We start from the raw sequence: 15,146 nt of genomic DNA on the forward strand, positions 1-15,146 counted from the left end.
TGCTTATGCAGCACCGGCGGTGCGTCGCCATCCGGCCAATCGGCGATCACCTGGCCGAGCACGCGCTGGCCGACCTGAAAGCGGCTGACCGCACTGCCGACGGCCACCACTTCACCCACCGCGTCGGATGTCGGCACGAAGGGAAAGGCAAGGTCTGGGATCAGCACGCCGTCTACGATCATCTTGTCCTTGTAGTTGAGCGACACGGCCTTGGTCCGCACCAGCAAATCGTGCGGCCCTGGCTCGGGCACCTTGCCTTCCACCTGGCTTAGCCTCGACAGGCCAAAACCGCTCATCTGCCAGGATCTGTTGATTGGGGTGCTCATGTCGTGTCGCGCTCCGTGCGTTGATGCCAGGCGAGACATTTATGCCTTTCGACTATAGAAAATAGTGCTTCCGTGCGGTATAATTTGACACTGATTGCGGATTAAAAGTCGACAATAGGAAATCGCCATGGAAACGGCCGACCTGCAAGGCATCGTCGCGTTTGTTCAGGCGGTGGAGGCCGGCAGCTTCACCAGCGCCGGCGAGCGGCTGCATGTGACGAAGTCGGCGATCGGCAAATCGATCGCGCAGCTGGAGCAGAGACTCGGCGTCCGCTTGCTGAACCGCACCACCCGCAGCCTCAGCCCGACCAGCGAAGGCGTCAGCTATTATGAAGCCTGCGTCCGGGCCCTTGCCGAGATCGAAGCCGCACAGTCGCTGCTTGCCTCGCGCCGTCAGGTCCCGTCTGGCCGGCTTCGGATCGACGTGCCGCTGGCCTTCGGCCGACGCTGCGTCGCCCCCGTGCTGTTCGAGATTTCGAAGAAATTTCCGGACCTGACGGTGGAAGTCTCCTTCAATGACCGCCGCGTCGACCTGATCGAGGAGGGCATCGACCTGGCGATCCGCATGGGCGAACTCGACGACAGCCTGTCGCTTGCGGCCAGGCGCCTCTACGCCCAGCGCTCGGCCATATGCGCGGCTCCCGACTATCTCGACAGGCATGGCCGGCCGCAATCGGTCGAGGATCTCGCCGATCACAGCGTCATTGGCTACGGTCGCGAGGGCATCGTCCGGCCCTGGGTGATCAGGCATTCCGACGGCCATCTCGCAACCTTCATGCCCAAGGCGCGACTCGTTCTCGGCCATGGCGAACCGATGCTGGATGCAGCGCTCGCCGGCTGCGGCATCGCCTTCCTGCCGACATGGCTGGCCGCCGACAGCCTCAAAAGCTGCGATCTCGAAATGGTGCTGTCGGACTGCCTGGTCGAGAACATCGTCGTGCATGCCGTCTGGCCGGTAACGCGCGCGCTCACGCCAAAGGTACGGGTTGTCGTCGACGCCCTCGTCGAACATTTTTCGGCGCCGCCCTGGGATGCCGCGTGACCGAAATGCCGGTCATTTCTCAAAAATCACGTCGGACTATTTTCGAAGACCGCGCCGCAATGCTATTGACCGCTCATGTTATACGTAGAAATCGCTATCGTGGTCGTCCTCATCTGTGTGAACGGCCTTCTGTCGATGTCCGAACTTGCCATCGTCTCGTCGCGACCGGCCCGCCTGAAAGCGATGATCGACCGAGGCATCAATGGCGCCGGCCGCGCGCTCGAGTTGGGTTCCAATCCCGGCAAGTTCCTGTCCTCGGTGCAGATCGGCATCACCCTGGTCGGCGTCCTCTCCGGCGCCTTTTCCGGCGCCACGCTCGGCGAACGGCTGGCGCAGTTCCTGGCCTCGACCGGCATCCGCGAGACCGTCGCCGATCCGCTCGGCGTCGGCATCGTCGTCGCCATCATCACCTATTTCTCGCTGATCGTCGGCGAACTGGTGCCCAAGCAGATCGCCTTGCGCGACCCAGAGCGGGTCGCCGCCAGGGTCGCTCCGGCAATGACCATCCTCGCCACCGTTTCGGCGCCGCTGGTCTTCCTGCTCGATTTCTCCGGCCGCACCATCCTGTGGCTGCTCGGCCAGCGCGGCGAAAGCGAGGAGAAGGTCACCGATGAGGAGATCAAGATGCTGGTCGCCGAGGCCGAGCATCACGGCACCATCGAATCCGACGAGCGGCGCATGATCGCAGGCGTCATGCGGCTTGGCGACCGCGCCGTGCGCGCGGTGATGACGCCGCGCACCGAAGTCGACTGGATCAATCTGCAATCCGACGAGGCGGCCATCCGCAAGCTGCTCATGGAAACCCAGCATTCGCGCCTGCCGGCAGGCGACGGCGGCGTCGACGTCATGGTCGGCGTCGTCCAGACGCGTGACGTGCTGGCCGCACTGCTTGCCGGCCGCGTGCTCGACCCGCGCAGGCATGTGCGCGCAGCCCCCATCGTCTACGACCAGGCCGACGCGCTGGATGTGCTGCAGAAGCTGAAGGAATCCGACGTGCCGATGGCGCTGGTGCATGACGAATACGGCCATTTCGAAGGCATCGTCACCCCGGCCGACATTCTGGAAGCCATCACCGGCGTGTTCCGCGCCGACACCGACGCCGGCGATGAGGAAAACGCGGTCAAGCGCGAGGACGGCTCGTGGCTGCTCGCCGGCTACATGCAGGCCGACGAGATGGCCGACATTCTCGGCATCGACCTGCCGGAAAACCGCGATTACGAAACCGTCGCCGGTTATGTGCTGTCGCACATGCATCATCTGCCGGCGACTGGCGAATGCGTCGACGCGCAGGGCTGGCGCTTCGAGGTGGTCGATCTCGACGGCCGCCGCATCGACAAGCTGATCGCCACCCGCCTGCCCGGCGCCCAACGCGAGGCGGTGCGCTGACATGTTCGAATGTCAGCTCTTGACCGGTTAGCTGACGCCGCCCTCTGCCAGAGATCGAGCTGGTTTCAACAAACCGAAGAAGCCAATGATACGCGTTATCCGTTTCTGCTCCTCATCCAGAAAAGCGATGTCCAGGCCCTCGGGTAAAGACGAACCGTCAGGCGTCACAAACTTCCACGCGAAGCGCGCGACGCCGTGATGAACGTCCACGTTGCTGGTCCGCAGAATGCAGGCACCAGGATGCTTGCTCTGAATTCCTGCAATGTGGGCTAGAAGTTCTTCGGCACCAACGGCGTGAACGGTTGGATCGGTATACGTCGCGCCATCGCTCAAGATCGATAACAGCGACGCCCGCCGCTTCTCGGCGTTTTCGGTGGACCACGATGCACAATACTTATCGATGAGATGCGTCAAAGGCATGCTACTTCCCTGTCGCCAGAAATTGCGAGAGCGCGGCGAAATCATCGTGCAGGTGGCCCGCCGCTATGGCCCGTTTGAATATCGCATCATAACCATCGACTATTGAACGGTCGATTTCGCGGAACTGCATCAACTCCAATAGATGCTGCATTGCGCCGTGGTGCGCCGAGATCGACGAGAGCGTTTCGTTATCGCTGGCAAATCGGCCAGCGCTCGTCCGCTTGATGAGGTCGGTCACCAAGCCGTCAATGACCGGCGCCGTCGCGGACCACTGACGCGCCAGTTCACCGAGTTCGATCTCTTCGGCCTGCGACACGGCGATCGCATGGAGCGCCCCGAACAGAGCGCCCCACATGATAGCCAGTAGTGCGCTATCGAGCCCGTTCGCACGCCCTGGTTCTTCGCCAACATGCTGAACATTGCCACCCAAAGCGCGAAACACATCGCGGTTCGTGTCGAAAGCCGCCCTTGGCCCGGCAAGCAGGATGGTTCCGGCGTCCGTGCCGATATAATCCGGCGTCGCCATGATCGCGCCATCAAGGTAGCTTGCGCCGTGCTCCCTATACCAATCAGCGGCTTCCCGTGCGCCATTTGGCGTCCCGGAAGTCAACTCCACGATCAGCTTGCCGCGAATGGCTGAGGCGATGGCGTCACTGTGGAGAAGCGCTTTTGTCGCCTCATAGTCGCTGACATTCACAATGATGATCTCGCCTGCGTTCACGGCTTCCTCCACGGAGGACGCGACGATTGCGCCCAGCCTGGCGAGTGGATCGGTCTTCTGTCTGGTTCTGTTCCAGACAGTCGTCGGATATCCCGACTGAAGCAGGCTGCCGGCGAGCGCCGAGCCCATACGGCCCGTTCCAACAACCGTGATTGAAAGCTTCATTCCACACTCCATATCAATTGGCGGCGTCAGACCGCGTTTTGCTGTGATCGTCTTGAGAGGTATGTCAAAACGAGCGGCGCGCGATACGCACCCGGGCGTAAGTGGTCACCAGAAGGTAAGGAACGCGCGATGAACAATTCCGCGGACAATGGCTTTGCAGCGGCCGTCAGGATGGTCGAAGGAAAGTGGAAAGTAGATATCCTTTGCGAGCTCGGAACGGCGTCGCGCAGATTTGGTCGATTGAAACAGGCGCTCTCTGGCATCAGTGAAAAGATGCTGGCTCAACAATTGCGAGAACTGGAGGCGGACGGCCTTGTCGACCGCAAGGTCTTTTCCGTGGTTCCAGCGAAGGTAGTCTATTCGCTGACAGAACGCGGCGCGGCGCTCAACGCAGCAGCAGGTTCACTATGTCTGTGGGCCGAGCAATTCGGCCTGCCCGGCTGCACTCAGATTACCAATGGCGTACATATGGATGCGCTCTGATGCATGTCGCCCAAAGCGACCTCGGTTTGGGCGCCCATCGCGAGGCGGTGCGCTGACGCCCGACGCAATTGCGGCATTCGCTCTATCGTTCCCAGAAGGGCTTGGCGATCTCTCCCTCGACCTGCTGTATCGTCAGGCCGATATCGTCGATCAGATGCGGATTGTCCTTCGACATCTGCCTGAGTTGCCAGCGAAAGCGTATCCGTTCGCGCCAGGTCCGATCGTGCCAACTCGCTATGATGCTTCGCAGGGTCTTCAGGAGCCGGCGCGATGCCGGCCGCACGGGCGTTCCCGCTCGCGCTGCACAACGCTGGGCTGATGCAAGTGTATTGGTCATGGCAACCTCCATATGGTTTGAGGGCCTGGGGCTCTCGATGAGGTTGAATTCTGCGCGATACGGACGGCGCCGTAATTAAGCCCTCCCAAATAGTTCTCAAAACTTCCAAACGAGCTAGAGCAGTTCACCGGCTCACGGAACCGGCAAACTACTCTAACCCTTTGTTTTGACGCAATTCCGAACAGAAAACCGCTTCACACTTTTCCTGGAATTGCTCTATAGATGCGCCTATGCAGGGATCGCGTTTTGCCTTTGGTCCGTTCGTGCTTGATCCGGGTGCGGGAACGCTGCTTCGGAACGACGTCCCCGTTGCCGTTGGCTATCGCGGGCTGAGCCTGCTTGCAGCACTCGTCGGGCGGCCCGGTGAAATATTGGGGAAGGCCGAGTTGATGGACGCTGCATGGCCGGGCACGGCCGTCGAGGAAGGCAACCTCACCGTCCAGATCGCGCAGTTGCGCAAGCTGCTTGGTCCTGTCGGCGAGAACGGCGAATGGATATCCACCGTTCCGCGCGTCGGCTACCGTTTCACAGGGGCCGTCGAACAGCTCGGCGAGGCCAAGCGAAAATCCTTGCCGCTGCCCGACAAACCATCGATAGCCGTGCTGCCCTTCGTCAATTTCAGCAACGATCCCGAGCAGGATTCCTTCGTGGACGGGTTGACCGAAGACCTCATCACCGACCTGTCCAGGATCTCCGGCCTGTTCGTCATCGCCCGCAATTCGACCTTTGCCTATAAGGGAAAAGCGATGGACGTGCGCGAGATCGCCGGGGATCTTGGCGTGCGCTACCTGCTGGAAGGCAGCGCAAGACGCGCCGCGGGGCGCGTGCGCATCAACGCACAGCTGGTCGACGCGGTGAGCGGCGACCATCTGTGGGCGGAACGCTTCGATCGCGGCCTGGACGATATCTTTGCCGTTCAGGACGAGGTTACGGCCAAGATTGTGGAGGCGTTGCTTGGCCGTCTGCGCGCGCCGCCGCCGCGCAACCGACCCAGCAATCTCGAGGCTTACGATCTCTGCGTGCGGGCGCGCAAGCTGATCGACGACTCGCCGCAGATGGCGCAGGAAGCGCATCTGATGCTGACGCGCGCGGTGTCGCTCGATCCTGATTACGCCGAGCCCTATCGCTGGCTTGCCATGAACCACTGGATGGGACGGGTGCATTGGGGCGGACCAACCGAAGCTGCCCGCAGCGTTGCCTTGGAGCTGGCGCGCAAGGCCGTGGCGATCGATCCCAACGATGCCGGCTGTCGCTGGATCCTGGCCTACCTGCTTGCCTATGAGCGCAGCTTCACTGAAGCGGATGCGGAATTCGCCAAGGCGATCGAGCTCGACCCGAACGAGGCCGACACCTGGGCGGCATTGTCCGACATCGCCGTCCTGGCCGGCCGGGTCGAAGAGGGCCTCGAGCACATCGGCAAGGCGTTCCGGCTGAACCCGTTTCCAGCGAGCTGGTACTATCTGACGCTCGGCCAGGCGCAATATGCGGCGCGCGACTACCAAGCCGCTATCGAGACGTTGCGCCGTGACGAGACCTATCGCACAAGCTCACGCCGTTTCCTGGCCGCCAGCCTGGCGCAACTCGGCCGGCTCGACGAGGCGCGCGCTGAGGCTGAACTGTTCCTCGTCGGCAACCCGCATTTCACAACCCATCACTGGGCGACGACCGAGCCATTCCGCGACGCCGCTACGCTCGAGCATTTCGTCGATGGTTTTCGCAAGGCCGGTCTTCCGGAGTGACGCGCCGGCATCCGGCTGCCCGCAGCAGAGGCGACGTGGTGCGCTAACCCGGGTCTAGACGTCGGTATGATCTCGGTGGCGCGACACCTTCTCGCGGTTGCCGCAGGTGCGCATGCTGCACCAGCGCCGCTTGCCGCCTCGCGACGTATCGAGGAAAAGCCAGCCACAGCGAGGGCAGGAATGCAGCCTGTCGCGCGGCAGGGTGAAGAACGCGTCGATGGACAGCATGGCCAGCAAGGCGGTGACGGCGTCCGGGTCCCGCCACCGGGCAAGGGCAAGCTTCGGTCTGGTGCCATCCAGTTCGATAGAGCCGGCGGCAAGCGAGCTTGCCGTGCGCGAGAACAACACGCCAAGCGGTTCGGCCGCAGACGGTTTACCCGCGGCGATTGGCTCGAAAACCTGAAATGACGCCTCCCGCATTTCGCGGACCCCTTCCACGAACCGCCCATCCGCTATCTCGGCAACGGCCTGCGCCTGGCGATCGTCGGCAAGCCCTGAGGCGCTGAACCAGTTCGCAACATCCTGGACGGATTTGAAGAGTTCATTGTCTGCTGCCGGCGCCCGCCGGTCGAACACGGCATTCGACAGGTCCAAAGCGGGATGCCCGCCGATGAAGTGATCCGGCACCCATTCGGTGTATGCATCGCCCATGGAACATAACCTCATCAACCGCATTATACGGTTACATGATGTAACCACTATCACAGGGATATGTGGTGTCAAACCCATAGCACCGCCAGGTCGGCGCGGACCACTGGGAGAGAGAGGATGTGCAGCAATCGTTACAAGACCCGCCACGAGACCATCAATGTCGACGGCCTCGACATCTTCTACCGACACGCCGGCGACCCGGGCAGACCGGCAATCCTGCTGCTGCACGGATATCCGACTTCGTCGCACGTCTATCGCAATGTCATCGAACCGCTGGCGGACACAGCCTATGTGGTGGCGCCGGACCTGCCCGGTTTCGGCTTTTCGTCCGCCCCTTCCATCGATGCCTATGACTACACGTTCGAGAACCTGGCCAACACGATCGAAGCCTTCGTCGAGGCCCTCGGCATCCAGCGATTCTTCCTCTACATCACTGACTTCGGCACGCCTGTCGGCTACCATCTCGCCACACGGCAGCCGGATCGCATCCTCGGCCTGATCGCGCAGGACAGCAATGCTCATGACGAGGGGCTGGGACCGGAATGGGACGCGCCGAAGGCATTCTTCGCCGAACCGACTGAAGAAAACCGCGCCAAACTGCCGGACTGGATGAATTTCGAGGGGACCCGAAACCAATATATCGGCGGTCTCCCCGAGCGTCTGAAGGTGTTGTTTCCGCCCGAGGGTTGGTATCTCGATACGGAGCGCCTGGCGAGGCCCGGCAACACCGACATTCAGTTCGAACTCTTCACCGATTATGGCTCGCACATCGCCCGCTTCCCGGCCATCCAGGCCTATCTCCGCGACCACCAGCCAGCATGCCTCGTGCTGTGGGGACGGCACGACGCCTTCTTCGCGCTGGACGAGATCATGGCCTACAGCCGCGACCTCGACGCAGTCGAAATCCATGTCTTTGAGAGCGGACACATGCTTCTCGAAACGCATCATCGCCAATGCGCGGCTCTCATCGCTCACTTCATCCACGAGGTGGAGACTGGGGTCTTTCGCGAACCTGCAGGGCGCTGAACGTCGACGCTCAAACCGCCATTTCGATGGGCTCGGCAAGCCTTGGATTGGCCCGCGCGGCGATCAGGCAGCCGGCGACGATCAGGCATGCTCCGGCCAAGGTGGTCCAGGTCGCCTCCTCGCCGAAGAAGAACCAGCCGAGCGCGACCGCCCAGATGAAGGCCGAGTATTCCGTCGGGATCAGATATTGCGCTTCGGCGCGGGCGTAGGACCAGCTCATCAGGAATTGCCCGGCGAGCGACAGCACCGTCACCCCGGCCAAAGGAAGCCAAAGATTGCTCGGCAGGGCGACGGCGAGCCAGGGTGCTGCGAGGCCGAGCAGGATGGCAACGCAAAGGTTCTGGAACAGCATGATCTCGATCGGCTTGGCCAACTGCGCCTGTTGCCGGGCTAGGATCAGATTGTAGCCGTAGAACACCGTCGACACGAGCACCGCCGCCGTGCCGAGCATGGCATCTTGCGAATAGTCTGCCTGCCCGAACTGGCCGGCCATGATAATCGCGACGCCGGCGATGCCGGCCAGCGATGCCCAGACAGCCTCTCGCCGGATCCGTTCGCCGAGCAGCAACGCGGCGAGAAACAGGGCAAACAAAGGCGCCACGAAGCTGAGCCCGATCGCCTCCGCAAGCGGCAGCCTGGCCAAGCCCCAGAAGAAGGATATCAGGACGACGCCGACAACCGCGGCACGCAACGCATGCAGCCTCAGCACCGGAACGGTTGGCTTTAGGCGCGGTCCCGCCAGCCAGGCCGCGCCCGCGACCACGGTCGCGACCATGCTGCGCCACAGCAAAGTGTTGTAGACGCCGACCGCGATGACCAGGATCTTCATCGCCGCATCCATCCCGGACAGCAGGAAGATCGCAAGCGCGCATACGAGCACCGGGATCATCGGGGAAACGGCGCCGGTCAGGCTGGATGTCTTCACGGTTTCACTCATGTAACGGAATGCAGCCGGATATATCAGGGCAAAGGGCGCGACCAGATGGCAGTCCCGTCGATGTAGCAGTCCAACCCCGATTGGCGTCGTGTTCGCGGCTATCGCGACATCCGGATATCAGCATCATACCGACGAGTTGGACGAGGCGGACCGCCTCGCCGACTGCATCATCCGGTCACGGCAGGCGACGCACGCACACATGGCATAGATCGAATTGACGGGGCGGGTTGCCGACGCGGCTGGCCCGTCGCATGTTGTCGATTGTTTACAGAGGATCGAAAAAATGCGCCGCATAGCCTCAGGCGACCTTTATCAGACCTACGATCTTGGTGACTTGCGCATCACCTCCTTGCGCGATGGCTATGTCGACATGCCGATCGGACGGCTTCGGCAACGCGGCGACAAGCCATTTGGCGATGAATTGCCGCAACAAGTCGCGTTGATTGCTGGTCAACTCAGGCTTTCCGTCAATGCCTTCGCGATTGACGATGGAAATGGGATCATCTTGATCGATACCGGCGCCTCGAACGCCTGGCATCCCACCATGGGCCGACTTCCCGAGGCGCTGGACGAAGCCGGCATCGATGCCGGACGAGTCCGTACCATCTGCTTCACCCACACGCATCTCGACCACATCCATGGTCTTGTGCTTGCCGACGGCCGCGACGCTTTCCCGCGCCTGGCGCGCTTGCTCGTTCCCGGGGAAGAACTCGGCTTTTTTCGCGCCGAAGCGCGGCTCGAACGATTTCACGGCATGGCGGAACCCTTCGAAGCCGGAGACCGTATCGGGACACATGTCGACATTGTCGACGCTCGTGGCCATGAAGCGGGACATAGCTGCTTTCGCGTTTCGAGCGGCGGCGAACGCGTTCTGATTTGGGGCGACACCGTTCACGTCCCATCGCTTCAGTTCGATCGACCTGAGGTGACGTGGGAATTCGACGCCGATCAGGACCAGGCGCGCGAAAGCCGGTTGCGGTTGCTGGCGCTTGCAGCCGACGAACATTGTTTCGTTGCCGGCGCGCATCTGGATTCGCCCGGCATCGGCCGCGTCGTCCGATCCGGCGCCAGCTTTCAATTCGAGCCGCTATAATTGAAAAAGGGCGACGCAAGCGCCGCCCCGGATCCTTGGGAGGATAACTCGAATTGGCGGTCAGGCCGCCTTGACTTCCTCGGCAACGGCGTCGGCCTGACGCGCTGCCTTGAGCACCTTGGCCCACCACGCAACATCGTTGACCAGCGCGGTGGCGGCCTGGTTCAGATGCTCGAGGTCTTCCAGCTTCTTCTCGCCCTGGCGGACGGCGAGGAAATCGCCCCAGGCGATATGGACGGCCGACTTGACCGGCGCCATCTGCAATTCGACGGCATACAGTCTAAGCTGTTCGACGGCACGCGAGCCGCCGACGCTGCCATAACCGACGAAGCCGGCCGACTTCTTGTTCCATTCATTGGCGGCGTAGTCGATGGCGTTCTTCAGCACGGCCGTCGGGCCATGATTGTATTCGGCGGCGGTGAAGATGAAGCCGTCGAATTCGGCGACCTTCTTCTGCCAGCGCTGTGCCACTTCGTTCTGCGACGGCGCCCAGGCGGAGGATGCGACCTCGTCGAAGAACGGCAGCGGGAAGTCGCGCAGATCGACGACCTCGACATCGATGTCGGCATGCGACTTGGCGATCTTGGCGATCCACTGGGTTGGCACATCGGCGAAACGAGCGGCGCGCGTCGATCCGACGACGATGGCAATTTTGGGTTTGGACATAAGGGCTCTCCTTGCACGAAGTACTGGTATCATTTGGATACCTGCGCTATATGAGATACTGGAAACGCGATGCACAAGAAGGCACTTTTTTGTTACCGAGGCACCCACATCGCTCCGAAGACTGCCGCGCCATCTCGGAAATCCTGCAGCGCGTCGGCGACAAATGGACCGTTCTGGTCGTCGGCAAGCTGGGCGACGGACCGCTGCGTTTCAACGAATTGCGCGCTGCCGTCGGCGGCATCTCGCAGAAAATGCTGACCACCACCTTGCGCGGGCTGGAGCGTGACGGCTTCGTCACCCGCACCGTGTTTCCAACCATTCCACCGCGCGTCGATTATGAGCTGACCGAGCTCGGCCACGAGCTGCTGATCCCCGTCAGCGCACTGAGCGAATGGGCGCGTGCGAACACCATGCGCGTCAAGGCGGCGCGCGAAAAATTCGACGACGCCCGCGTCTGAAATCCTTGCGCTGCAAGGGATTCAGACGCGCACGCAACATCCGGCTTGCCCGATCGGAAATTCTATCTCGGCTGCGCGGATCGTTGCCCGAATGCACGCGCCGTTTTGGCTGGCGGATTGCCGCTCATGCCGTCCCCTGACGGCTGCCGCTCAGGCTCCTGATGCGCGGACATCGCATCGCGCGGCGCCACAGCTATCACACCGTGCGCCCTGCTTGCCGGGAGCCTGTTCCCCATGCGTGCAGGCACTGCGCGAGATGTCTTCCTTCACCTCCGCATAAGCGGTCACGCCGAGCAGGCAGGTCGTCGCGACCAGGGCTGCCACGAGCCAACCGTTCAGCAGATGTTGACGCATTGTCTCTCCTCCAACGTCCGCAGCATCGGGCGCGAAGGCAACCATTGGATGCCGCGAAGCGGGTTTCCCACACGGCCCCTGTTACAAACGGACCCATGCCCGGCTCGCTCTACCTGATCAGGGCTCCGAACCCAGTTTTACAAAAGACCTGACGACAGCCAGTTCGGCGCTGCCGGCGGCTGTTGTGCCGTGGCTTTTATGCCGGTGGCTTTTCACGATAGGAATTTTTTCTTGACTCGGTGCCCTCAGCTAAGGTACATTTCCGTCCATGGTGCTGATTTGCGCCAGAGACCCGCCGCACAGGCGGGTTTTTCGTCTGATGCTCCGTCAGCCAACGCGCCGGCGAGGGCTCCGGACCAACCCACCCGTTAACCCCGAGTTCGTAGCCCTGTCTACCTGATCCCAGCTATGTCGGCGGCAAGCGATCCATGGCAGACTGGTTACGATCGCCTGGGTGTTTTCTGCCCCGGCTGCTATCGGTGAAAGCCGCCATTCGCGTCGAGGTTCATGTCGTACAAGGAACATCCCGTCATCGACCTGCCATCGGAAGCACTGCTGCCGAGCCCGCTGCTTGTCGTCGAGGACGAGCCGATGATGCAGGTGCGGTTGCGCTCGATCCTGAGGGGCCTTGGCTATGCTCAGGAGGAGCTGTTTTTCGCCGGGTCGATCGCGCAGGCCAAGACCCTGCTCGTCGACCAGCCCTTTGCCATGACGCTGGTCGATGTCGGCCTGCCCGACGGCAACGGCATCGACCTCATCGGCTCCCTGCACGAGCACGACGCGGCGCTGCCGATCCTCGTCATCTCGGCCTGGAGCAACGAAAACACCATCCTCGAAGCCCTGCGCGCCGGGGCGACCGGCTATCTCTTGAAGGAGCGCGACGACGTCGAGCTGTCGCTTTCGATCCGCAGCACCATCCGCGGCGGCGCGCCGATCGATCCCTTCATCGCCCGGCGCATCCTGGAACTGGTGTCGGCGCCGGCACCGTCCGGGCGCGCCCGTCCTTCCACCGACAGGCCGGGGCGCGGCAAGCCCGCGCTTGCAGCGCCGCCTCTCCTGACGCCGCGCGAGGTCGAGATCCTGAACCTCGTTGCCAAGGGGCTTACCAATCGAGAGATTTCGGGAGTCCTTTCCCTCTCCAGGTTCACGGTCGAATGCCACATTCGCAACATCTACAAGAAGCTGTCGGTCAAATCCCGGACGGAAGCGATCTTCGAGGCGCGGTCGCAAGGCTTCTTGCCCTGATATTCCTGCTCCTCGTGCCGGGCGGCATCGCCTTTGCCGCCGGCGGGGCCGTGCCGTTCAAGACGATCGAGGCCGTGCGATCCGGCTGGGACGCCGCCACGCCGCCGGCCACCGGCTGGACCAGCGTGACCTTGCCCGACGACTGGACGACGCGCTGGCCCGGTTTCGACGGCGTGGTCTGGTACCGCCTCACCTTCGACAGGGCCGACGCAACCGAACCGCTGGGCCTCGCGCTGAACTACTGGACACTGGCCGGATCGATCTCCGTCAACGGCGCGGAACTCGGACGCGACGAATTCCTCGTCGAGCCGTTGACGCGCTCATGGAACGTGCCCCGCTACTGGCAGCTCTCAGCCCCGGTCCTGCATGCCGGCACCAACACGCTGCTGATCAGGGTCTCGGGCCTGGCGCCATACCAGCCGGGTCTTGGTCCGGTGCTGATCGGCCCGCCTTCGGCGACGCGTGCCCATTTTGTCCAGCAATTCTGGATTCGCCGCGAGCTGCCGGTCTTCTATCTCGGCGTCACCGCGGCGCTTGGCACCTTCTTCTTCGTCGTCTGGCTGCTGCGCCGAAGCCTGAAGGCCTATGGCTGGTTCGCCCTGATGACGATTGCGTGGTGTTGCTATTCGCTCAATTTCGTGGTCACGAGCCCCTGGCCGTTCGGGACGACCGACACATGGCAGCGTTTTATCATGCTCTCCTTCATGGTCATGGCCGCCGCCTTCGTGCTGTTTGTCATCCGCTTCGCCGAGCGCCGCTTTCCCCGGGGGGAAGCCGTGCTGTGGGCCGCGCTGGCGATCGGCGCCGCCGCCCTGTTTGCCACGCCGCATTCCCAACTCGCCCCGATGCTCAACCTCCTGGCCTTGTCCTGGTCGCTGCTTTACATCGGCGCCTGTTTCCTGGCGATCGGCCTGACCTGGCGAAGCGCTCGCCTGGACCACATCGTCCTTCATATCGTCAACGCGCTCACCATCGTGGCCATCCTGCATGACCTGATGACCTATTTCGGCATCCTTCTTGGCAATGTCTACTACGTCACGCTGACATCCCACTTGCAGATGGTCGGCATGGCGCTGGTGCTGGCCTGGAACTTCGTCGCCAACATGCGCCGCATCGAAGGGTTCAACGATGAACTCACGGCCAAGATCGAAACCGCCAGGGAGGAACTCGCCCTCACGCTGCATCAGCAGCATGAGGTCATTCTGGCCAACACCAGGCTGGCCGAACGCGTATCCCTTTCCCACAATCTGCACGACGGCATGGGCGGCACCCTGGTCAATTCGATCGCCATGCTGGAGCATGCGCCGCAGAACCTGCCGGCCGATCGCTTCCTGTCCGTGCTGAAGGAACTGCGCGACGAGTTGCGGGTGATCATCGACACCGCTGCCGACGACCCGACGGGCGGCCAGTCGCTGGCCGAGTGGATCGCGCCGCTGCGCCGCCGCCAAACGCTGGCATGCGAAAGCCGCGACATCGATTGCGTGTGGAACCTGACCGGGCTGGAGGACTGCCACCTGCCGGCGGCGCGAAGCCTCGATCTCGTCCGCATCCTGCAGGAAGGCCTGACCAACGTGCTCAAGCACAGCCAGGCAAGCCGCGTCGTCATCGACCTGCACCGGCGCGGCGAGACGCTGAGCCTGGCCATCCAGGACAACGGCGTCGGCTTCGATACCGTCTCGGAGGCGCCCGTCCCGGGCACCGGCCTGCGCTCGATGCGGGCGCGGGCCGGGCGGCTGGGCGGCACGCTCGACACGCGGTCGCGGCACGGCGAAACCGTGCTGGCCCTGCAAGTGCCCGCGGCCTGAGCGGCGTATCCCGGCGCGGCGGGCATAGCTAGTTTCAACGATACCCGCCCTTGGGCTCGGGTGCTATGCCCCCGGGAACATGCACGACTGCGTCGGTGCTGATCTGGGGAGCCTGGCCTTGACAGGAATTGCCATCGTCTCGAAGCGCGGCCTGCTGCGTTCGACCGCCCTCGCGGGCTGCCTCCTGGCCAGCCTGGCCTGGAGCCCCGCCATGGCCGACGGCGCCGGCGGAAATGGCGGCGGCGGCGGGGGGAATGGCGGCGGCGGGAGCGGCGCAGGCACATCCGGAAAC

The 15,146-nt window shown here is 62.8% G+C and carries 17 protein-coding genes; 9 read left to right on the plus strand and 8 right to left on the minus strand.

From position 1 onward, the window contains the following. The coding region (locus EN964_RS07400) for an alcohol dehydrogenase catalytic domain-containing protein (protein ID WP_164775753.1) at positions 1 to 326 on the minus strand (326 nt) is incomplete at its 3' end. 127 nt (positions 327 to 453) lie between these two features. Here EN964_RS07400 and EN964_RS07405 point away from each other — a divergent pair. Together EN964_RS07405 and EN964_RS07410 are read left to right on the plus strand one after the other, a co-directional pair. Then, complete coding sequence (locus EN964_RS07405) at positions 454 to 1,368, plus strand: LysR family transcriptional regulator (protein WP_127270041.1); 915 nt, start codon at positions 454 to 456, stop codon at positions 1,366 to 1,368. A 75-nt stretch (positions 1,369 to 1,443) separates the two neighbouring features. Further along, positions 1,444 to 2,754, plus strand: coding sequence for a hemolysin family protein (locus EN964_RS07410; protein ID WP_127272177.1), 1,311 nt, complete (start codon positions 1,444 to 1,446; stop codon positions 2,752 to 2,754). A gap of 27 nt (positions 2,755 to 2,781) precedes the next feature. On the opposite strand, the gene EN964_RS37580 is transcribed toward EN964_RS07410, so the two are convergent. Continuing rightward, positions 2,782 to 3,174, minus strand: a complete 393-nt coding sequence (locus EN964_RS37580) for a nuclear transport factor 2 family protein (protein WP_164748986.1) — start codon at positions 3,172 to 3,174, stop codon at positions 2,782 to 2,784. 1 nt (position 3,175) lies between these two features. After that, positions 3,176 to 4,060, minus strand: coding sequence for an NAD(P)-dependent oxidoreductase (locus tag EN964_RS07420; RefSeq protein WP_127270480.1), 885 nt, complete (start codon positions 4,058 to 4,060; stop codon positions 3,176 to 3,178). A 129-nt stretch (positions 4,061 to 4,189) separates the two neighbouring features. Between EN964_RS07420 and EN964_RS07425 the strand changes: the two genes are divergently transcribed. Next, complete coding sequence (locus tag EN964_RS07425) at positions 4,190 to 4,543, plus strand: helix-turn-helix domain-containing protein (RefSeq protein WP_127270482.1); 354 nt, start codon at positions 4,190 to 4,192, stop codon at positions 4,541 to 4,543. Positions 4,544 to 4,625: 82 nt separating this feature from the next. On the opposite strand, the gene EN964_RS07430 is transcribed toward EN964_RS07425, so the two are convergent. Then, complete coding sequence (locus EN964_RS07430; protein ID WP_127270483.1) at positions 4,626 to 4,880, minus strand: DUF1127 domain-containing protein; 255 nt, start codon at positions 4,878 to 4,880, stop codon at positions 4,626 to 4,628. Positions 4,881 to 5,110: 230 nt separating this feature from the next. On the opposite strand from EN964_RS07430, the gene EN964_RS07435 reads away from it, so the two are divergent. Next, positions 5,111 to 6,619, plus strand: a complete 1,509-nt coding sequence (locus EN964_RS07435) for a winged helix-turn-helix domain-containing tetratricopeptide repeat protein (protein WP_127272172.1) — start codon at positions 5,111 to 5,113, stop codon at positions 6,617 to 6,619. A 54-nt stretch (positions 6,620 to 6,673) separates the two neighbouring features. Here EN964_RS07435 and EN964_RS07440 read toward each other — a convergent pair whose 3' ends face one another. Next, entirely contained in the window at positions 6,674 to 7,270 is a 597-nt protein-coding gene (locus EN964_RS07440) for a CGNR zinc finger domain-containing protein (RefSeq protein WP_127272169.1), read from the minus strand. Between the two features lie 117 nt (positions 7,271 to 7,387). Here EN964_RS07440 and EN964_RS07445 point away from each other — a divergent pair, with 117 nt between their 5' ends. Beyond that, on the plus strand, positions 7,388 to 8,296 hold the full coding sequence (locus EN964_RS07445; protein ID WP_127272166.1) for an alpha/beta fold hydrolase: 909 nt from the start codon (positions 7,388 to 7,390) through the stop codon (positions 8,294 to 8,296). A gap of 10 nt (positions 8,297 to 8,306) precedes the next feature. Here EN964_RS07445 and EN964_RS07450 read toward each other — a convergent pair whose 3' ends face one another. Then, on the minus strand, positions 8,307 to 9,233 hold the full coding sequence (locus EN964_RS07450; protein ID WP_127271654.1) for a DMT family transporter: 927 nt from the start codon (positions 9,231 to 9,233) through the stop codon (positions 8,307 to 8,309). A 370-nt stretch (positions 9,234 to 9,603) separates the two neighbouring features. Between EN964_RS07450 and EN964_RS07460 the strand changes: the two genes are divergently transcribed. After that, positions 9,604 to 10,326, plus strand: coding sequence for an MBL fold metallo-hydrolase (locus tag EN964_RS07460; protein ID WP_236382913.1), 723 nt, complete (start codon positions 9,604 to 9,606; stop codon positions 10,324 to 10,326). A gap of 60 nt (positions 10,327 to 10,386) precedes the next feature. Here EN964_RS07460 and EN964_RS07465 read toward each other — a convergent pair whose 3' ends face one another. After that, positions 10,387 to 10,992: an NADPH-dependent FMN reductase gene (locus EN964_RS07465; RefSeq protein ID WP_127271924.1), complete on the minus strand. Its 606-nt coding sequence runs from the start codon at positions 10,990 to 10,992 to the stop codon at positions 10,387 to 10,389. 89 nt (positions 10,993 to 11,081) lie between these two features. Between EN964_RS07465 and EN964_RS07470 the strand changes: the two genes are divergently transcribed. Then, positions 11,082 to 11,450, plus strand: a complete 369-nt coding sequence (locus EN964_RS07470; protein WP_164748987.1) for a helix-turn-helix domain-containing protein — start codon at positions 11,082 to 11,084, stop codon at positions 11,448 to 11,450. A gap of 150 nt (positions 11,451 to 11,600) precedes the next feature. Here EN964_RS07470 and EN964_RS07475 read toward each other — a convergent pair whose 3' ends face one another. Continuing rightward, positions 11,601 to 11,804 carry a hypothetical protein gene (locus tag EN964_RS07475; protein ID WP_127271958.1) on the minus strand — a complete coding sequence of 68 codons (204 nt, stop codon included), beginning with the start codon at positions 11,802 to 11,804 and terminating at the stop codon, positions 11,601 to 11,603. A gap of 507 nt (positions 11,805 to 12,311) precedes the next feature. Between EN964_RS07475 and EN964_RS07480 the strand changes: the two genes are divergently transcribed. Next, complete coding sequence (locus EN964_RS07480; protein ID WP_127272777.1) at positions 12,312 to 13,049, plus strand: response regulator transcription factor; 738 nt, start codon at positions 12,312 to 12,314, stop codon at positions 13,047 to 13,049. A gap of 14 nt (positions 13,050 to 13,063) precedes the next feature. Beyond that, on the plus strand, positions 13,064 to 14,854 hold the full coding sequence (locus EN964_RS07485) for a 7TM diverse intracellular signaling domain-containing protein (protein ID WP_164748985.1): 1,791 nt from the start codon (positions 13,064 to 13,066) through the stop codon (positions 14,852 to 14,854). Positions 14,855 to 15,146: the final 292 nt, after the last annotated feature.

It is taken from the genome of Mesorhizobium sp. M7A.F.Ca.CA.001.10.2.1 (genome assembly GCF_003998575.1).
Classification (GTDB): domain Bacteria; phylum Pseudomonadota; class Alphaproteobacteria; order Rhizobiales; family Rhizobiaceae; genus Mesorhizobium.